Raw genomic sequence first — 19,083 nt, 5'->3', positions numbered from 1 at the left:
GAAAAATCAAAGAATTTACACTTCAAAATGTCATGTTTTTTAAAAGTTCGTCCTGTGACGTATAATAAAGGTAACAGATTGGAGGAGTTTTACCATGACTGAAAAAAAGGTTTTTCACGTTAACGGTTATCTCGGACTCATTGTAGCAATTTTGCTGGTGCTGGGTGGTGCTTGGCTGCTTTTGCTCCAAACTTTTGCGGGGATCGGTTTGGGTGTCATTTTAATTTTAGTGGCCCTCGTTGGTGGCAGCTCATTGACGATTATTGCACCAAACGAGGCCAAGGCGCTGACGTTCTTTGGTAAGTATATTGGGACGATTCGAACTGCCGGTCTCTTTATGACAGTCCCATTAACGAATAAACAGTCGGTTTCGTTACGGGTACGCAACTTTAATAGTAATTTATTGAAGGTCAACGACTCTCGCGGGAACCCCGTTGAGATTGCGGCCGTCATCGTGTTCAAAGTGGTCGATACCAGCAAAGCCTTGTTTGATGTTGACGAATACGAACAATTCGTTGAGATTCAAAGTGAATCAGCCATTAGACACGTTGCTTCAGAGTTCCCCTATGATGCTTTTAATGATCAGGAAACGCTGACCTTACGCAGCAATCCAACTGAGGTTTCTGATAAATTAACTGAGGAACTTCAGTCACGGTTACAGATTGCGGGTGTGCAGGTTATGGAAACCCGTTTGACCCACTTGGCTTACGCGACTGAAATTGCCAGTGCAATGTTGCAACGACAGCAGTCTTCAGCCATTTTATCCGCTCGGAAGATCATTGTGGATGGTGCCGTTTCAATTACTGAAGATGCTATCGCTAAACTAGAAGCTGACACGGATCTTAAACTTTCGGACGATCGTAAGTTGCAGCTGATCAATAACGTGATGGTCACCATTATTTCTGAACGGGGTACCCAACCGGTCATTAATACTAATGATACGGGTGAAACGAAATAGCAGTCTCGGATTAATTCAAATAAAGCCTATTCCACATTTTGCGGAGTAGGCTTTGTTTGTCTTGGATTCGGAATTTGCAGCGTGTTCCATCCGCTTTTGATTTACAACACATCTAGCGGTAATTTTTTAGTTGGGGCAGGATAAGCTTCATCCAAAAGTTTTAGATCCGCAGCTGAGAGCTGAATATTACCCGCAAGCACATTTTCTTTCGTGTGAACAGCGTTACTGCTTTGTGGAATTGCCAGTACCTGTTGATGCGAGACGACCCAAGCTAAGAGAACTTGATAAGCGGAGGCATGATGCCGCTGAGCCACCGTGAGGACGTTTGGGTTGCTAGCCAGGTTGGTGGGTAGTTGGTCGGGTGCGCCGACTGGGCTGTAGGCAATGAACGGTAACTGATGATCAGCTTGCCAGCCTAACAGACTGTATTCAACCCCCCGACTGCCTAAATTAAATAGGTCTTCGTTTGCGGCTGCTTGAGGCCCGTTAGGCAGTTGCCAGAGTTCTTTAAGATCAGCAACGTCAAAGTTGGAAATCCCCCATGCCTTGGTTTTACCAGCCTCGGTTAGACGTTGTAATTCATCAACCGTTTCAACCAGTGGTGTTTGCCCGCGCCAGTGGTAGAGATAAAGGTCAACGTGATCGACACCCAGTCGTTTTAAGCTGGCGTCTAAACTTTGCTCCATGCGGGCTTTGGAAGCATTCGTTGGCAGAACCTTTGAAATCAAGTACAGCTGGTCGCGCGACACATCCTTAATTGCTTTGCCGACCAGTGTTTCGGCACGCCCGGAACCGTACATTTCTGCCGTATCGATGACTTTGGCACCAGCAGCAAGGCCAGCGTGAATGGCTTCAATTTCCTGTGCTTGTAACGCTGGATCATCGCCCATATGCCATGTTCCCAGGCCGATAGCGGGTACTTGAGCCCCTGCAATGGTGACTGTTTGCATAAGATCGTCTCCTTATTAGTTAGAAATCATACATTCAATATCCATTGTAGAATTTTTAGCTGAATTATACCAACTCGGCAGCAACTAAAATTTGCCGTGAAAAATTGGTGATTTGGGTTGGTAGGTGATCGAGGTCAAAGAAGGCCACTTTGTCAGTTTCCCCAGCTTGAGGGATCAGCTGATGATCTTGAGTAAAGGCTTGGTAAACTGCAATGACAGCATCGATTTGATCGCCATTTGGATATGTAAACTGCATCGAAGGACCGCTTAACAGGGTAATAAATTTAAAGTTTACCGCGTGAATGCCTGTCTCTTCTGTGATTTCTCGACTGGCAGTGGCGGCCAGCGACTCGCCAATTTCTTTTGAACCAGACGGCAATCCCCATAGATGGGTATCGCTGCGATAAACAAATAGTAATTGAGCGCTGGCATTGTAGACGAGTCCAGCAGCACCTGTGGAAATCAGCGGTTCGTGACCAACTCGTTTTCTTAAATTTAAAATGTACCCCACGTGATCACCTCATTAAAATTATGACGTTAATATTAATCTGATTATGTTTGGAAACGGACGTCAATTAAAGCGCCCTCTAAGGTATTATAGTGCATTTAGCCACTTGAAAACCTTGCACATGATTAAAAAAATTGTTAAACTGTACTCATTGATTTCTAATGTTCTTTGAGAACAAGGTTACAAGTGTTAAATACATAAGTGGGTCAAAACCGCTACAGGAGGAATTTTATGAGCTTGAAAAGTACATTCTTACGTCAAGAGGATCCCGCCGTCTATCAAGACAAGGATTCCCATTTGGCTCGGGTTTTAGGGGTCAAAGATATCCTAGCACTTGGGGTTGGGACAATCGTTTCTACTTCAATCTTTACGTTACCTGGAGTTGTGGCCGCTCAACATGCCGGTCCAGCCGTTGCGCTATCATTCTTAGCAGCTGCAATCGTTGCCGGGCTTGTGGCCTTTGCATACGCTGAAATGTCGGCTGCGATGCCATTCGCTGGTTCAGCGTATTCATGGATCAACGTTGTTTTCGGAGAGGGGTTTGGCTGGATCGCTGGCTGGGCTTTACTAGCTGAATACTTTATTGCCGTAGCGTTTGTTGGCTCCGGTCTTTCTGCTAACTTTCGGGGACTGATTGAGCCGTTGGGGATCACTTTTCCAAAGGCGTTAGCCAATCCATTTGGCACCGATGGTGGGATTATTGACATCACTTCCGTTGTGGTGATTTTAATGGTTGCCTATTTGCTGTCACGCGGGGCCTCAACAGCTGCCCGTGTTCAAAATACACTGGTTGTGCTGAAGGTGCTGGCAGTTTTGCTGTTTATCGTTGTGGGCGCTACCGCGTTGCACATGCAAAACTACGTGCCTTTCATTCCTGCACATAAAGTCGTTAATGGTAATCAGTTCGGTGGGTGGCAAGGAATCTATGCCGGTGTTTCAATGATTTTTCTGTCCTACATCGGTTTCGATTCGGTTGCCGCTAACTCAGCTGAAGCTAAAGACCCGCAAAAAACAATGCCTCGTGGGATCATGGGTTCTTTGGTCATCGCCGTTGTACTGTTCGTTGCCGTTGCGTTAGTTCTTGTCGGCATGTTTCACTACAGTGATTACGCTAATAACGCTGAACCCGTTGGTTGGGCACTGCGTCACAGTGGTCATACAGTGGTAGCAAGTATCGTGCAATCCATCGCGGTTGTTGGAATGTTTACGGCTTTAATTGGAATGATGCTGGCTGGTTCACGCCTAGTTTATTCCTTTGGCCGTGATGGCTTACTTCCCAAGTGGTTAGGCGTTTTGAGTAAGGATCAGTTACCCAATCATGCGTTGACAACCATTACCGTTGTTGGTGTGATCATTGGGTCGTTATTCCCATTTGCCTTTCTTTCCCAGTTGATTTCAGCAGGGACTTTAATCGCCTTTATGTTTGTTTCACTTGGCATCTATAAGCTGCGTCCCCGTGAAGGAAAGGATATTCCGGATCCTTCATTTAAGATGCCGCTTTACCCAGTTTTGCCATTCGTTGCCTTTTTAGGTGCCTTGGGCGTGTTCTGGGGGCTTGATAACGATGCCAAAATTTACGCTTTAGTTTGGTTCATCTTTGGCTTATTAGTTTACTTAGTCTATGGCGCCAAACATTCATCATTAAATAAAACTCAAAAATAGTTGAATGGATACCCCAGAGCGTAGTGTTTTGGGGTATTCGTTTAAGTAATTATAGCTGGAGGAAAACACATTGAGTGAGAATGAACGGATATTAAAGAACGAAGCGGCAGCCTTTTCGAAAGCTGCGCGAGTGAAGTATTTTAACATTGTGATTGAATCAGGTAAGGGTGCTACTGTCACTGATGCTGACGGTAAGACTTATATCGATTTACTAGCGAGTGCCTCTGCAACTAACACGGGCCACTCACATCCGCACGTCGTTAAAGCGGTTCAAGATCAGGCGGCTAAGCTGTTGCAGTACACACCGGCTTATTTCGCAAATGACAACGCCGCAAAGTTAGCACCGCGCTTGGCTGCCTTGGCTCCCTTTAGTGGCCCGGCAGCGTTAGCTTGGGGCAATTCCGGCTCGGATGCCAACGACGCCATTATTAAATTCTCACGGGCTTACACCGGCCGGCCGTATGTGGTCAGCTTCACCGGCGCCTATCACGGTTCAACATACGGGTCTATCAGTGTTTCATCTGTCAGCTTGAATATGAGCCGTAAAATCGGCCCATTGCTGCCAGACGTTGTAAAAGTACCGTTCCCAGATCCCTGGAAACGATTAGATGGCGAATCAGAGGAAGCTTTTGTCGACCGGATGTTTGCGGCGTTTAAATTACCGTTTGAAACGTATTTGCCGGCAGAAGAAGTGGCTGTCATTCTTATCGAACCGATCCAAGGGGACGGTGGAATCGTAAAAACACCTGACGCCTACATGCACAAGATCTATGACTTTGCCAAAGAACATGGTATCCTATTTGCCGTTGATGAAGTTAATCAAGGAATGGGCCGAACGGGTAAATGGTGGTCAATTGAACATTTTGGTATCGAACCCGATTTGATGTCCGTTGGTAAGTCGATTGCTTCAGGACTGCCATTAAGTGCGGTGATCGGCCGTCAGGACATCATGAATTCGCTGGGTGCCCCCGCTAACGTCTACACGACAGCAGGGAACCCAGTGACTACAGCAGCGGCAATGGCAACGCTCGATGTCATTGAAGATGAACACTTACTGGAACGCAGTACTCGCCTGGGCAAAAAAGCAGCGGCTTTCTTTGCTCAAGAAAAGCAGCAGTTTAAGTTCATTGGCGATGCTCGCATGTACGGTTTGGATGGCGGGATTGATATTGTTGATCCTGAAACGGGCCAACCCGACCCAGATGCGACGACGAAGATCATCTACCGGGCTTTTGAACTCGGTGTGATTATGATCAGTTTGAAGACTAACGTGCTGAGATTCCAGCCGCCGTTGGTGATCACAGACGAACAGCTTCAATCTGCTTTTGATATTCTTCACCAGACTTTCAGTGAACTGGCAGCGGGTAAGCTTTCATTACCCGATAACGCTGATGAAATTGGTTGGTAGTCAGACTTAGTTAGAAAAAGAGAACCTCTTTGAGGCACACATTGCACTCATTTTTGCTTGCAATGGTGTTTTATAAGGGTTCTCTTTTTTCATCCTTAACTTTTTCATCGTATTTTGAGGTGACTTTCACGGTTAAATTCAAAACCTTTACGCTGTTGAAAACGCTGCTGTATAGGTATTTAAATGAATTTACTCGATAATTGACTAAAAATTAGGTAAAATTTTATTGAAATTAAAGTAAGCGTTTACAATAGTTGTACAGTTGTGCTAGAATGTTCCTAGGCTATCGAGGAAGGGTAGCATAATGATTATTGGAAGCGCTTGCCAAACAAACGACGATTGTTGAATTTGAAATATATTCTGATTATTAATTTTATCGTTTGCTTTAGTAGGCACCTCCAAAATACAGGAGGCATGAGTAATGGCTAGTAAGAATAGTGATAAGATTACGCTAAAGCCGGAAGCATTTGCCGAAGCAGTTCTTGGCGGTAATCCTAAGCGCGATGACGAAGAAGATAAAGTTTATATCAAACGTCAGTTAACGCTTTATCTTGAAGCATTGTTGTTGGCACAAGACTTTAATGATCTTGAGGAAACACGGTTCGATGTTGCTAAATCAGAACAGCGAAGCAAGATTCTTTCCAAGATCATTGAGCATCGTTACGAAGGTTCGGGAAGTGGCGAATAATAATGGAAGAAAAAACAGAGAGTCATGTTAAACAGTATACGTCATACGCATTAGGGGCTTTCGGTCATGATGCGTTCTACGCAACTTTAAGTACGTATTTAATGTTGTTCATTACCAGTGAGTTGTTTAATTCATCTGCTAAAGCCGTTAAGTCACACATGATTTTAACGATTACCACGATGATGATGATCATTCGGTTAGTTGAAATTGTATTTGACCCAATCATTGGTGGTATTATCGATAACACCCAGACTAAATATGGTAAGTTTAAGCCATGGTTGCTGGTTGGTGCCGGAGTTAGTGCCATTTTCTTAGTTCTCATTTTTACGGACTTTGGTGGGTTAACTAATTCAAACCCAATGCTTTACATTGTTTTATTTGGTATTTGCTATGTCATCATGGATATTTTCTATTCGTTTAAAGATATTGCGCTTTGGTCAATGCTCCCAGCTTTGAGTGTTGATGAAAAAGTTCGTAATAACTTTGGTACCACTGGTCGTTTAGGTTCAACGATCGGTGCCCAAGCGGTTCCAATTATCATTTTCCCACTGATTGTGTTCTTCTCACACGTATTTTCAGGAACAAGTGGTCAGACTAAGACGCAAGCCGGTTGGATTGGTTTTGCCGTTGTTATAGCAATCTTCTCATTCGGTGGTGCTTTATGCACAGCATTGGGAACGCATGAAAATACCAGCTTGATTCGTCAAAACACTGAGCGGACTGGTGTTATCGGTATCTTCAAAGCTTTAGGTAAGAACGACCAGTTAATGTGGTTGGCTGCTTCATACTTCCTATTTGCTTTAGGTTACGTTGTGACCAACTCACTATTGGCTTACTACTTCACTTACGTATTGGGTCAGTCAAACAAGTTTACCTTTGCTGGCTGGATCATGGCGGTCTTAGGTGTGATCTCCGTTTCACTCTTCCCAGTGATTGTTGAGAAAGTTCACCGTAAAGCCATTTATGTTGGTGGTATTTGCATGATGCTAGTTGGTTATATTTTGTTCTTGTTTGCGGGACACAGTTTACTCGGCGTCTTAGTTTCCGTTGCCGTCTTCTTCTTCCCATACCCAATGATCTTCTTGGCCGCATTGATGACCATCACTGATAGTGTTGAATATGGTCAATGGAAGAACGGTACCCGGAACGAATCCGTTACGCTTTCGATTCGGCCTTTGATTGATAAATTGGCTGGTGCGGTTGCTAACGGGGTTGTTGGTATCGCCGCTGTTCACTCTGGTATGACTGGTAATGCTTCTCCAAGCAGTATTAGTGCAGCCCAATTAACGAACTTTAAGATGTACATGTTCTATGGGCCAATGATTTTGGTTGCAGTTGCTGCTATCGTCTACTACACCAAGGTTAAGTTGAGTGAATCTCGTCATGAACAAATTGTTAAAGAACTTGAAACTAAGTTAAGAGCTGAAAAAGATGCAAAAGAAGCATCTGACGCACAATAAGCTTTGACTGAAAAGTCGTAATGGTCACTACTGAGATAGTGCCGTTACGGCTTTTTTGGTCTTATCCCTGTTTGATCTAAAGACGTACAAATGTTCGCTTTACTTGCTCGACTTAACGAGTAATCTATAAGCATAACTTGAATTTTCGGAGTAGGCGTGTTGTAATGTGATAAGTAGATTAAAATTTGTTAAGAAAGAGAGCAAAGCAGAATGGAAAATAAACGGCATATTTCGACTCGAGAAGTAGTTTACTTGGCAATGCTGATTGCGGTTACAGTAGTGATTTCAAGATTCTTCTTAATTCCGGTTCCGATGACCCACGGGAACGTTAACCTTTGTGATGCAGGCATTTTTATCGCCGCAATTTTACTGGGACGGACTCAGGGAGCCATTGTAGGCGCCTTTAGCGGGTTACTTCTGGATTTGATTTCAGGCTACACGCAGTACATGATTTTCTCATTTATTGTCCATGGCTTAGAAGGTTTCGTTGCTGGCTGGATCGGTTCTAAAAAGTCGAAATCAACGAAGGTTATTGCTATGACTGCAGGTGTGCTGGTGATGGTAGCCGGCTATTGGGCAACCGATAGTTTACTGTATGGCTTCAAAGTCGGTCTGATTGGAGTCCCAACCAACTTTATTCAGGGAATTGTTGGCGGGGTGGTTGCTTACGTGGTCTCTGTACCACTGGAAAATCGGTTACCCCGATTGATTGGTTAATCCATGTCAGGACAGACACTGCAAAATCGGCCGTTTCTAGTTGCTGAAGATCTTTCTGCCATTGGTACCATGTCCCTGGGGGTTGCCATACCAATATTAGCGGTTTTTGGTGTACCTACGGCGATCCTTCCCACTCAAGTGTTATCTACTCAGACGGAGGGCTTTGGGACACCAGCCAAGCTGTCTTCATCTGACTGGCTTAATGAAGCCATGGCTCACTGGCGAAACGAACAGATTCAGTTTTCAGGTGTCTTGATTGGTTATGTGGGACAGGGTAAGCTATTGAATCAATTAACTCAGGCGGTGACATCTCAATCATTGAATCAGCTGATCGTGGATCCAGTCATGGGTGATGATGGTGCATTGTATCCGGGCCTTTCAGTGGCATATGTCAGCGCTATGCGTCAATTGGCCACTAAGGCTGACGTGATTACACCGAACTGGACTGAAGCACATTTACTCCTGGGTAGGCCGATGACCGATGAGCTACCGAATCAGGCAGCACTGGCAGCAATGCTAGCTGACCTGAAGTCAATTTGCGGGCAGCACACCCGTATTGTTATTACGGGTATCCCTGCAGCTGATGCTGTGTTAACGGCCTATTCTGACCAGCATCAGCAAAAAACCATTTCCACAGTTTTACGGCCTGGCCATTTTTATGGCAGCGGAGATGTTTTTTCCGCTTTGCTAAGCGCTGCACTCATGCGAAACGTTGATTTTAAAACTGCAATTGAGCTTGCAGTCAAAGGTGACGCAATTTCACTTGATCAGACGTCAGAAGTGGGTAATCAAAGGCGGTATGGGATGCAGCTTAGCCAAGTGCTGAAGTGGCTAACACTGGAAGTTCTGCCACGCCTTGATTCAGCCAAGTAAATGATTCAAACTGTTCTTAAACCAACACTCACTAGAGAAGAGGAACTGAAGATGATCGATACTAACGTAAATCGACGGCAGGACAGTAACGTGAAGTGGTCAGTGGCTAAAAATGACGATCAACTGTTGCCAATGACCGTTGCGGATATGGATATCGCCACGCCTCAGTTTATTCGTGAAGCGATGCAAAGCGTCTTAGATCAGAAAGTATTAGGTTACACGATGCCTAGCACAGCTTTCTATGATGCCATTATTCGTTGGCAAAAGAAGTATCATGATGTCAGTTTGAAACGGGATCAGTTAATCATTGTGCCAAGTATCGCGGTTGGGCTATCGTTTGTGATTCGTCACTTAACGCAGGTCAACGATGGCATTATTGTGATGTCACCATATTACCCGCCATATCGGCGTTTAGTGGTCGATAATCAGCGCCAATTTATTGAATTTCCGTTGATTCAGCGAGAAGGCCAATACGTGATTGATCTTGAACGGTTAGATAAAGTCATGGCTGAAGGACAAGCCAAGGCCATCATTGTCTGCAATCCGCACAATCCGGGCGGCTGTGTTTGGACGACGGCTGAATTGCAACGCATTCAAGACATCGCTTATGCTCATCACGTTTTAGTACTGGCAGATGAAATCCACGATGACGTGGCTTTCTCTGATAATATTCCCGTTTCTATGATGTCTGACTTAATGGGTGATGAAGCTTCAGAACAAACGATTTTACTGAAATCAGCCACTAAAGCGTTCAATTTAGCGGGAGTGAAATGTGCTTACTTAGCGGTCAAGAATCCGAAACTATTAGCCATTTTAAAGCAGGCTGCAGAAGCTGAAGCAATCGAAGAAGTGAATACTTTGGGACTGGTTGCAACGCGGACCGCTTACGAGCAAGGTGAACAGTGGCTGACAGAGGTCAACGCCTATTTGGAAGAAAACCGTAACTTGGCTTATGAATATCTGCGCGAGGAAGTACCGCTGATTCGACCCATGTATCCGGAAGGGACTTACCTGATGTGGTTAGATTTCATGGCTTACGGCCTGACGGATGCTGAACTGGATGCTAAACTCCGGACGCTTGGTCATCTTTGCCTGAATCCAGGAATCGATTATGGACAGACGGGCAGCGGCTTTATGCGGTTAAACTTTGCTGTGGATCGCGAAGTCCTAAAAGATGCGTTGCACCGATTAAAAACATTTGATAAAGCTATTAGTAATAAATAATTCTGTATATAAATTAAACGTAGTAATGGAAATGTCTGATAAACAACCAAATTAGTTGTTTATCAGATATTTTTTGATTATTGTATAGTCTCTGTTACTAAATTGTAAAACGATTTCAAAAAATATTCATCATTTGGTCAAAACTCTTTCTTATTGGTTTGATAACTTATACACATAAAGAAAAAGGAGGCGGCGTGAATGAGTGAAGCACCTGAAATTGTACCCGGCCGACTAGTGAGATGTCAGCATGCACAAATGAGCAGGCCTTTTATTGCTCGAGTCTATCAAGTGTTCGGCAGTCGGCTAGTCGTTGAGGTGATGAACTTTCACTTTCATGATCGCCGAGTCGTTGAACAAAACCAATACAAAATGGTGGTTGAGGCGTGTGATGCCCAGCCCATGACGATTATTCAGTGCCAACAGCGGAAAGGATGATTAAAATGATTAGAATTAACGATATCGTGACTTGCCAACCAAACGGGAACTTAACTTGTGCATTTGTCGGCCGGGTAGAACACATCTATGAACGGACAGTAATGGTAACGGTAATGGATCATCATCCTAAAGACCGCTTCAAGGTAGCTGAACTAATGGGGCGGGTTATCGTTGCTAAGAGCAAGGTTAAAACGCAAGCACAGACAGCTTCAAAACTTAAAGTCGCTGAAGCATAAATTCTTAAAAGGAAGACCCGCTAGTTAGTAAAGCTGACTAGCGGGTCTTTCTGATGATTTAATTTAGTTCGCTATTTAGCAACGAAATCAGTTCGATTAAAGAAGTCCACCTTGATATCGTCATCGGTAATGGTCAGCTTTGAGATGCTGCCATTAATAGTTGGCACACCTTCGTCAAGTTCTGGGGCATAACGATCGATGATGGAACGGATGGTCATTCCGTGTGAAACCACCAAGACCCGGTCACCATCATTGGTATTGGCACGCAGTTTATTGAAACCTCGGTCTAGTCGATCCCAGAACATCGCGTTACTTTCGGCTTCACCGTACAAATCGGCTTTATGAATTAAGTCGCGGGCCTTTTCCAAACCGTACTTACCTAACACTGCTGACTCGGAGGTAAGCTGGACTTGTTCGCCAACGAATTGCCACATCTGATTGGCGTCATTGCCTTCAAAGTAACCGTGGCACTGCTCACGAAATTCGGGGTATTGGTAACTGATAATATTAATATTTTCAGGATTAGCTTTCAAAATATAGGAAGCTGTTTCTATCGCCCGACCTGAATCACTACTGTATGCGGCGTTGAAGTCGATTTTTTTCAACTGCTCGCCGGCACGTTTGGCATCGGCGATCCCCTTTTCAGTTAATGGAGAATCGATCCAGCCCTGAATCTTATTATAATGGTTCAGCATTGTTTGGCCGTGCCGAACAAAGTACGCAGTAAATGTTTTCACAGTAAACCCTCCTGTAATGAAAAGTAAGTTAACGCTACGTTCATTATATCAACTTAGGCCATTGTTTTCCAAGCGACGGCTAGGCTTTAGGCAGAGTGGCTGAGTGACGAGACTGTTTTGAGGCAACGCTGCGACGAGTTCGATAAGAAACGAGCAGCCAGACGCCGGATATAACCGCTAAAATAACGCCGATGATCGTTAGCCAGAGGCCGGTTTTTAGTCCTGGCGTCTGATAAATTAATTTAATTTGGTGGGTGCCGCTTGGAATAACTGCGCCGACAAAACCGGTATTAACGACCTGTGTTTTTCGCCGCTGGCCGTCAATCGTTAATTGCCAGCCTTTGCTATAAGGAATACTGGTGGTTAGGATTCGTTTACTGTTACCGGAAGAAACCCCAATGACTTGATTATTAGTTACTCGTTGGTGGCTTAAGCCGGTTTTTTGCAGCCGGGAAGTCTGCTGACGATATTGCTGACCGTACGGCACGGCGATGACCTTGACGTGTTTAAAATGAATCCTTTCCGCATTCGTAAACGAGAGCTTGATCGTTTTTCTCAGTTTATTGGAATACCCCAGATTGATCAGTAAGTGATCTTTGGGTTCGTAGTCGGACAAGTTATTGATTCCAAATTGATTGTAGACGGTTTTGCCACGGCTGGTTTTGATCGTCATGGTATAAGCATTAAATAGCGGATGATTGATGATAGTTCGCCAATTATTCTTCTGTTCACCCTTAGAGAGCGGTGTACCCGCTAGTTTAGATTCAGTAGCAGCGTTTGCCAGCCGCTTAGCGGTATCAGGGAAATGGGTTGAAATGCCGGAGAGGTCTAAATAGAGCTCGGTTCCCCTGACTTGTTTGGGGTGCTTTAATTTAAGCGCGTAGGTTTGCTGCTGACCTAACATATCACTGGTCATGTCGTGGAGGCCGTGTTGGTTAGCCTCGGCGTTATTATCAACAATGGTTTGATTCTGGGCCAATAAGCGATCGATTTCTGGCGAAGGCTTGGCTAGCCCCGTTGCGGCTGCGTAATTTTCGGTTTCTTTAGGTGATAACGGTTTGCGACTAACGGCGGCAGATTGAGAATGTTTAATATTATGTTGCAACCGATAGTTGATTAAGTCTGGCACCTTAAGAATTGGCTCGCTGGTTAATTGAACCGTGTAGCCCATATGCTTGGTTCCAGTGTGAAGCTGAGCTGTCGCAACACCAGGTACTTTTTTGGTGACGCTGGCGCCCTCTAGCAGGGCTTCCTGTCGCTGCAGGGCAGTTAACTGATTAAAGGCGGTTGGTAAAATCTGCGTATTTTGAGTGTAGACCAATGGTAAAGCATAGCGATTTTTAAGAATGGCAGTACCAGTGCCGTTACCAAGGGAATATACGGGATGATCATCAATGATAACCGGTTGCCCCGCCTTAGTCTTTAGCGGTTGGAAACCGTATGGCACTGCTTGTTGATTTAAAACGTCGTCTTCGCGGGCAAACAGGTACTTGACATTCAGTAATGATAAGATCGATCCGCGGGTGTCCGCACTGCTCGTTGGATTGTTCATACTATTTTGAACGTTAGCCAGTTGCTGATTAAAGCGGTTCACGTCACCGTTTTGAACGGAGTAATATGAGCTAATGCTGTGGGTGTTGAGCAGCATGGGAATATTATTACCCACGGTGAGCATGGTGTAATAGTTGTTAGTGGTAGAAGTGCGGTAGAAACGATGGTCATGTTGATTCAAGTACTGATCAGCACCATCAAAATACCATTTGGACCATTGACCGGCAGTCTGAGTAGGTAACTCGTTTTCAGGGGAGCCACTGTAATTATTATCGTAAAAACTGAGTCCCGTTGTGATTGCGTTTAGCATCACCAACCCTAATAGGCCCAATTTTAAAGGCTGTACGAGTTGAGGCTTCAATAGCAAGATACTAAAGAGCCACACGAACAACATGAAGACGAGGTAGGTCAGCACTTGAATCTGCCGGAACTTGAATAAATAGCCGTTAGCCAACCAGATGAGCAGGATCAAGCCGGCGATCACACCCGTTAACCAGAAAAAGTCGCGTGGCGTAAAGGCGGTTAGATGATCGACTAAGGTAGCGGCTGTTAACGCAAAGACCAGTTGAGCCATCATTAGCCAGCGGTTGGAAGGGGTACTCATGACGTTTAGCGTTGCCGCCACAGCAGGGAAAAGCAGGCCTATCGCAATTAGAATCAGCGTGATGTTAAGCGCCAGATACCGTTTAAAGCGGCGCATCGTCCAAATCATTGCAATTAAGGTGAGCCCACTGGTGGCAATTAATGCCCAGTAATAGATATTACCGTTTGAGGTCAACAGGTTGCCTGGTAAAGTGCGGTAATAAATTTCAGGGTACCAGCGCAGGTTATTGGCGAAAATGGACCCGCCCATCCGTGAACTATTCGTCATGGCCATGACGTTAGGCAATAAAATAACGGCGGCAATCAGCAGTGCCATCAGCATAGCAGTCATGAGTTTGATAAATAACTGCAAGAGATTTGGTAAATCAGCGCCTTTTTGTTTCAGATCAAAGAATCTGATGATCAAAAATACCAGTGCACCAAAGGCCATTAAATAGGCAAAGTAGACGTTGCAAATTAAAATTGCGGCTGTGATGAGTCCGAGCCACCACCAGGTTTTACGCTGCAAGACTAAGTCAATGCTTAAGCAGAGCAGTGGGAAGAAGATCATGGGCAGCAAAAAGAACGGATGATGATAACTGACGTAGAAGGCAAAACCGTTAAACGTGTAGATCAAGGCACCCATAACGCTGCCAGCAGCCTTAAAGTGAAAGTGTTTGGCAAGTGCGATGAACGCTAGTCCAACAACGTACAATCGCAGGATGGTCAGTAACGTGTAGCCCAGTTCAATTTGATGTGCTGGAAATAGTGCAATGAGGTAGCTGAACGGATCGCCAACGAGGTAGTAGGCAAAGGTTGTCATTTGATCAGCACCCAACCCTAGATTCCACGACCAGCTAAATAGTGATTGATGGGCAGTACCATGGAGAATCCGATAGAACTCTTTTAGGATCGGATAATGCTGGGCAATCCCATCTAAACTCCAAATAGTGGAGTGGCCAGTAGCGTGTAAGGCGCCAAATGTAACAAAGGTAATGACGATGAAAGCCGCTGAGTAGGCTAGCCACACCGATAATTGATTCGTTTTATGTTTCAATTTTAATTCGCTCCAGTTTGTTGTGATAATTCATTATCGCATATTCAATCTGATGTTGCGAAAATTAAAAAGGCCACGCATCAGCGTGACCTTTTCATCGTTAGTTTAAAGTTTAGTTTTTGTCCATTGCGTGGCCACCGAATTCGTTACGGAGGGCAGCAACAACTTTACCATTAAAGGTATCGTCTTGTAATGAACGGAAACGGGTCATAACAGCATCGGCAATAACTGGGGTTGGAACGCCATGAGCCATGGCGTCTTCAACAGTCCATTGGCCTTCACCGTTAGAATGCATACGACCCTTGATAGCATCAAGCTTAGGATCTTTGCTGAAGGCGTCTTGGATTAATTCCATCAGCCAGCTACGGATAACTGAACCGTGGTTCCAAACCTTAGCAACGGCTTCGTAGTCATAGTCAAAGTCTGAAGCATCAAGCACTTCAAAACCTTCACCCATAGCAGCCATCATACCGTATTCGATACCATTGTGGACCATCTTCAAGTAGTGACCTGAACCGGCCTTACCAGTGTAAAGGTAACCGTCTGGTAATGAGATGCCTTCAAATAATGGACGGATAACTTCGAAGGTTGCGGCATCGTCGCCACCGATCATGAAGTTACCACCATTGAGGGCACCACGCCAGCCGCCTGAAGAACCGCAGTCAAAGTAGTGAATACCCTTTTCGCCAAGCAGACGGTTGTGACGGAGTGAGTCTTTCCAGAAAGTGTTACCGCCATCGATGAGGATGTCATCCTTGTTTAAGAGTTCAGCCAAAGAATCAATCGTAGCATCAGTTGGCTTGCCGGCAGGAACCATTACCCAAACAATCTTTGGTGATGGTAATTGGCTAACCATGTCTTCCAAACTCGTAGATTTAGCAGCACCATAAGTGGCTGCTTCTTCAACTAACTTTGTGTCTAAGTCGAAACCAACAACTTCATTGTTGTTACGGATCATGTTTTGGGCTAAGTTAATACCCATTTTTCCTAAACCGATTAAACCTAATTTCATTAGAAAAACTCCTCACGTTTTTTTCGCTGATTTTTACAACAGAATCAGTATATAAGATTCTTTTCCCAGACGCAAGAGGAAATGTAAAAAAATTTCAGATTAATTTTCAAATGTGAAAATATTCTTAATACATGACAGCTTGCACTAAAATCGATAACAGCATCCACATAATGATCAACGGCTATTTTAAGAGCAGCAACAGAGCGGCTATTTCACGTAGCATAGCGGCCATTAAACTTTCAGTTGTGGTCCACGAACCAAGCAAGCTGACCGGTAAATGCTGCTGCTTAGCCAGCAATTGGCTGCGAACGAGGTGGTAGTCGCTGGTGACAACCAGAATTTTTGGCTGCCAATCGCCGTGCCAGTCCTGAGTAATGAGTTGCTTTGAAAATTTAAAATTAGTGGCGGTTGAAGTCGCAGATTGCTCCAATAGCAAGTGCTGCGGGTCAACGTGGTGACGTTTCAAGTAAGCTGCCATCACGGCTGCTTCACTCTGAGGCTCGTCGTTACCTTGACCACCGGTAAGCACTATTTTAGGTCGGGGTGATTGTGAATGATAAAAAGCGAGAGCTGTTTGCAACCGTCTGGCTAACGTTTTGGATGGCCCGTCAGCATGGACGTGTGCGCCCAATACAATCAGGTAATCGGCGGTGATTGACGGGGGTGTTTGATGATACCACCAGGTGAGCCAGAGGTAGATGCTAGCAGTCAGATACCAAGTTGTGAAACCAAGACTGATAGCCGTTGTGATCAGGTGACCTGGCCAGATCGTTATTGGTAATGCAATCAGGAGGTCAGCCATTACTAATAGACAGACCAATGGCAGCCACACCAGCCGCTGGTTGTCCTGGCCCTTCACGAGAGGACGAACCGCGAGTAAATTTAAGGCTGTCACAAGGATTAAAATGATGAGCAGTGAAATCACCTGGAACCACCTCCTTAGTGCTTCTATTATAGGATAAAATTCGTGACGACTGCAGCTTGACTTTTGCCGGTAGTATTTGTAGTATTAATGAGAGCTGAGAAGCACCGAAGTAGGTGATGGGCAACGATTTAGAAACTTGACGGTAGCTGCAAGTCAAGCGTCCCGGCAAACCGAATTACAGTGTGGAGCTATCTGGTCAATCAGCCAGCGGGTCATGCCGATATCGATGTCGAGCGACGTTGTCATAATACAACGTAACTTGGGTGGTAACGCGGAATTAATTTCGTCCCTATTAGTCAATGCGACTAGTGGGGACTTTTTTTATATCTTAAGGAGGTTTCTTTGTGACAATTTTAGATGAGCTTAAATGGCGTGGCGCTATTAACCAGCAAACGGATGAAGAAGGACTGACAGACCTTGTTAAGAGTAAGTCAGTTGGACTATATGTCGGTATCGATCCCACTGGTGATTCGATGCATATCGGTCATTTAATTCCCTTTATGATTTTAAAACGGTTCCAGTTAGCTGGTCACCGTCCTTACATCGTTATTGGGGGCGGAACCGGATCAATTGGTGACCCAAGCGGTAAAAAATCTGAACGGGTCCTGCAATCGATGGAACAAGTTCATCATAACGAAGCAGCGATTACAGCTCAAATGGAACACTTATTTGGCCAAGATGGCAGCTTCAAGATCGTTAACAACTATGACTGGCTATCAAAAATGAAGCTGTTAGATTTCCTGCGTGATTTCGGTAAGCTGTTTAATGTTAATAACATGCTGGCCAAGGAAGTGGTTGCTTCACGGCTAGAAGTTGGTATTTCGTTCACCGAGTTTACTTATCAGATTCTGCAGTCAGTCGATTTTCTTCATCTATATCAAGCTGAAGATGTTCAGCTGCAAGTCGGTGGTGCAGATCAATGGGGAAACATTACTGCCGGTATCGATCTGATTCATAAGATCGAAGGGGCGGATGCTAAGGCGTTTGGATTAACCATTCCATTAATGTTGAAGGCTGATGGTACCAAGTTTGGTAAAACTGCGGGAGGAGCTGTTTGGCTTGATCCCGAAAAGACGACGCCATACGAATTCTATCAGTTCTGGTTAAATCAAGACGATCGTGACGTTGTTAAATATTTGAAGTACTTTACGTTCTTAAGCCAAGCTGACATTGCTGAATTGGCTAAGAAAGTGGAGACCCAGCCTGAGAAGCGTGAAGCACAACGCCGGTTGGCTGAAGAAGTCACAGAATTTGTTCACGGTAAAGAGGCTGTCACTGAAGCTGAGAATATTTCGAAAGCACTTTTCTCTGGCGAAGTTGCCAACTTGTCCGTAAATGAAATCGAACAAGGCTTTAAGAATATGCCGTCGGTTGATGTCACTAGCGAGAAGCGTAACATTGTGGAATGGTTAGTGGATGTCACTGCCATTGAACCATCTCGTCGTCAAGCGCGTGAGGATGTCAATAATGGGGCTATTCGGATCAATGGTGAAAAGGTAACGGATGTCGAAGCTGAAATTGACCCAAGCAACCATTTTGATGGCAAGTTTGTCATTGTGCGCCGTGGTAAGAAGCGTTATTTCTTAGCTAGAGTAAAATAGATAATCAGATTGTGAGTGCCGGTTCGTGAAAACGAGCTGGCACTTTTTATCTATTCTTATATGAAGAGTTTTCAGAAAGTAGGACTATTTTGAAATTATAGCAGAGCTATTTTTCATTTTTTTGAAAAAGTGATTGACCAAGCCGGGAATACTTGGTATGATAGTTTCTGTTGTCGCGAGGAAAGACAGACACATGTACCGATTTAAAATTTTAAAAGTTATGTGTTGACAATTTCGAGCGATGATGATATTATTAATAAAGTTGCCTCAGCAAGGGACATTCCGATAAGGAACGTTGATATAGAAAGTTTTAGTTGACTTTCTTGAGGCAATCAGATACAATGTAAAAGCTGATTCGAAAAAAGAATTTGCTTGGTAGACCTTTGAAAACTGAACAAAGTTTTGTTTCACAAATGTGCAGGGTATATCAGTTTCGGCTGATATCAAATGTAATTTGCGAAGTCAATTTCGCTAGTAATATTAATGAGTCACAAACAAT

At 44.5% G+C, this 19,083-nt stretch carries 17 protein-coding genes and 1 other annotated feature; of the genes, 11 read left to right on the top strand and 6 right to left on the bottom strand.

From position 1 onward, the window contains the following. Positions 1–94: 94 nt before the first annotated feature. Complete coding sequence (locus IWT5_RS00085; RefSeq protein WP_089107920.1) at positions 95–958, top strand: SPFH domain-containing protein; 864 nt, start codon at positions 95–97, stop codon at positions 956–958. 101 nt (positions 959–1,059) lie between these two features. Here the strand turns inward: IWT5_RS00085 and IWT5_RS00080 are convergent, their stop codons facing one another. Both IWT5_RS00080 and IWT5_RS00075 read right to left on the bottom strand, forming a co-directional pair. Next, positions 1,060–1,908 carry an aldo/keto reductase gene (locus tag IWT5_RS00080; protein ID WP_089107919.1) on the bottom strand — a complete coding sequence of 283 codons (849 nt, stop codon included), beginning with the start codon at positions 1,906–1,908 and terminating at the stop codon, positions 1,060–1,062. Between the two features lie 64 nt (positions 1,909–1,972). After that, on the bottom strand, positions 1,973–2,419 hold the full coding sequence (locus IWT5_RS00075; protein ID WP_089107918.1) for an NUDIX hydrolase: 447 nt from the start codon (positions 2,417–2,419) through the stop codon (positions 1,973–1,975). A 228-nt stretch (positions 2,420–2,647) separates the two neighbouring features. On the opposite strand from IWT5_RS00075, the gene IWT5_RS00070 reads away from it, so the two are divergent. From IWT5_RS00070 to IWT5_RS00030, 9 genes are all read left to right on the top strand, one after another. Continuing rightward, positions 2,648–4,078: an APC family permease gene (locus tag IWT5_RS00070; RefSeq protein ID WP_089107917.1), complete on the top strand. Its 1,431-nt coding sequence runs from the start codon at positions 2,648–2,650 to the stop codon at positions 4,076–4,078. A 70-nt stretch (positions 4,079–4,148) separates the two neighbouring features. After that, positions 4,149–5,486, top strand: coding sequence for an aspartate aminotransferase family protein (locus tag IWT5_RS00065; protein ID WP_089107916.1), 1,338 nt, complete (start codon positions 4,149–4,151; stop codon positions 5,484–5,486). Positions 5,487–5,907: 421 nt separating this feature from the next. Further along, a complete protein-coding gene (locus tag IWT5_RS00060) occupies positions 5,908–6,174 on the top strand; it encodes a hypothetical protein (RefSeq protein WP_089107915.1) in 267 nt (88 codons plus the stop codon). A 2-nt stretch (positions 6,175–6,176) separates the two neighbouring features. Then, positions 6,177–7,634, top strand: a complete 1,458-nt coding sequence (locus tag IWT5_RS00055) for a glycoside-pentoside-hexuronide (GPH):cation symporter (protein WP_089107914.1) — start codon at positions 6,177–6,179, stop codon at positions 7,632–7,634. Between the two features lie 210 nt (positions 7,635–7,844). Further along, a complete protein-coding gene (locus IWT5_RS00050) occupies positions 7,845–8,351 on the top strand; it encodes an ECF transporter S component (protein WP_089107913.1) in 507 nt (168 codons plus the stop codon). 3 nt (positions 8,352–8,354) lie between these two features. Next, positions 8,355–9,224 (top strand): PfkB family carbohydrate kinase, encoded by an 870-nt coding sequence (locus IWT5_RS00045; protein ID WP_089107912.1) that lies wholly within the window; start codon positions 8,355–8,357, stop codon positions 9,222–9,224. A 51-nt stretch (positions 9,225–9,275) separates the two neighbouring features. After that, complete coding sequence (locus tag IWT5_RS00040; RefSeq protein ID WP_159459239.1) at positions 9,276–10,448, top strand: MalY/PatB family protein; 1,173 nt, start codon at positions 9,276–9,278, stop codon at positions 10,446–10,448. Positions 10,449–10,646: 198 nt separating this feature from the next. Continuing rightward, positions 10,647–10,883: a hypothetical protein gene (locus tag IWT5_RS00035; protein WP_089107910.1), complete on the top strand. Its 237-nt coding sequence runs from the start codon at positions 10,647–10,649 to the stop codon at positions 10,881–10,883. Positions 10,884–10,888: 5 nt separating this feature from the next. Continuing rightward, positions 10,889–11,119, top strand: coding sequence for a hypothetical protein (locus IWT5_RS00030; protein WP_089107909.1), 231 nt, complete (start codon positions 10,889–10,891; stop codon positions 11,117–11,119). A 71-nt stretch (positions 11,120–11,190) separates the two neighbouring features. Here IWT5_RS00030 and IWT5_RS00025 read toward each other — a convergent pair whose 3' ends face one another. The 4 genes from IWT5_RS00025 to IWT5_RS00010 form a co-directional block, all read right to left on the bottom strand. Then, positions 11,191–11,856: a histidine phosphatase family protein gene (locus IWT5_RS00025; RefSeq protein WP_089107908.1), complete on the bottom strand. Its 666-nt coding sequence runs from the start codon at positions 11,854–11,856 to the stop codon at positions 11,191–11,193. A 79-nt stretch (positions 11,857–11,935) separates the two neighbouring features. Then, positions 11,936–15,046, bottom strand: a complete 3,111-nt coding sequence (locus IWT5_RS00020; protein ID WP_159459238.1) for a YfhO family protein — start codon at positions 15,044–15,046, stop codon at positions 11,936–11,938. Positions 15,047–15,158: 112 nt separating this feature from the next. Next, positions 15,159–16,058: a phosphogluconate dehydrogenase (NAD(+)-dependent, decarboxylating) gene (gene gnd / locus IWT5_RS00015; RefSeq protein WP_089107906.1), complete on the bottom strand. Its 900-nt coding sequence runs from the start codon at positions 16,056–16,058 to the stop codon at positions 15,159–15,161. A 181-nt stretch (positions 16,059–16,239) separates the two neighbouring features. Beyond that, positions 16,240–16,983 carry a YdcF family protein gene (locus tag IWT5_RS00010; protein WP_089107905.1) on the bottom strand — a complete coding sequence of 248 codons (744 nt, stop codon included), beginning with the start codon at positions 16,981–16,983 and terminating at the stop codon, positions 16,240–16,242. A gap of 87 nt (positions 16,984–17,070) precedes the next feature. Further along, positions 17,071–17,277, top strand: a binding site (T-box leader). A 50-nt stretch (positions 17,278–17,327) separates the two neighbouring features. On the opposite strand from IWT5_RS00010, the gene tyrS reads away from it, so the two are divergent. Further along, complete coding sequence (gene tyrS / locus IWT5_RS00005) at positions 17,328–18,584, top strand: tyrosine--tRNA ligase (protein ID WP_089107904.1); 1,257 nt, start codon at positions 17,328–17,330, stop codon at positions 18,582–18,584. Positions 18,585–19,083 lie beyond the last annotated feature (499 nt).

Source organism: Secundilactobacillus mixtipabuli (assembly GCF_002217925.1).
Taxonomy (GTDB): domain Bacteria; phylum Bacillota; class Bacilli; order Lactobacillales; family Lactobacillaceae; genus Secundilactobacillus; species Secundilactobacillus mixtipabuli.
Note: the sequence above shows the minus strand (reverse complement) of the source record. Positions and strands in the feature narration are given on the sequence as shown.

Bases quoted from the DNA above. Each gene is read 5' to 3' on its own strand.
- IWT5_RS00035 (WP_089107910.1), top strand. From the start codon at position 10,647: ATGAGTGAAGCACCTGAAATTGTACCCGGCCGACTAGTGAGATGTCAG.
- IWT5_RS00030 (WP_089107909.1), top strand. From the start codon at position 10,889: ATGATTAGAATTAACGATATCGTGACTTGCCAACCAAACGGGAACTTA.
- IWT5_RS00050 (WP_089107913.1), top strand. From the start codon at position 7,845: ATGGAAAATAAACGGCATATTTCGACTCGAGAAGTAGTTTACTTGGCA.
- IWT5_RS00080 (WP_089107919.1), bottom strand. From the start codon at position 1,908: ATGCAAACAGTCACCATTGCAGGGGCTCAAGTACCCGCTATCGGCCTG.
- IWT5_RS00060 (WP_089107915.1), top strand. From the start codon at position 5,908: ATGGCTAGTAAGAATAGTGATAAGATTACGCTAAAGCCGGAAGCATTT.
- IWT5_RS00085 (WP_089107920.1), top strand. From the start codon at position 95: ATGACTGAAAAAAAGGTTTTTCACGTTAACGGTTATCTCGGACTCATT.
- IWT5_RS00040 (WP_159459239.1), top strand. From the start codon at position 9,276: ATGATCGATACTAACGTAAATCGACGGCAGGACAGTAACGTGAAGTGG.
- IWT5_RS00055 (WP_089107914.1), top strand. From the start codon at position 6,177: ATGGAAGAAAAAACAGAGAGTCATGTTAAACAGTATACGTCATACGCA.
- gnd (WP_089107906.1), bottom strand. From the start codon at position 16,058: ATGAAATTAGGTTTAATCGGTTTAGGAAAAATGGGTATTAACTTAGCC.
- IWT5_RS00045 (WP_089107912.1), top strand. From the start codon at position 8,355: ATGTCAGGACAGACACTGCAAAATCGGCCGTTTCTAGTTGCTGAAGAT.
- IWT5_RS00070 (WP_089107917.1), top strand. From the start codon at position 2,648: ATGAGCTTGAAAAGTACATTCTTACGTCAAGAGGATCCCGCCGTCTAT.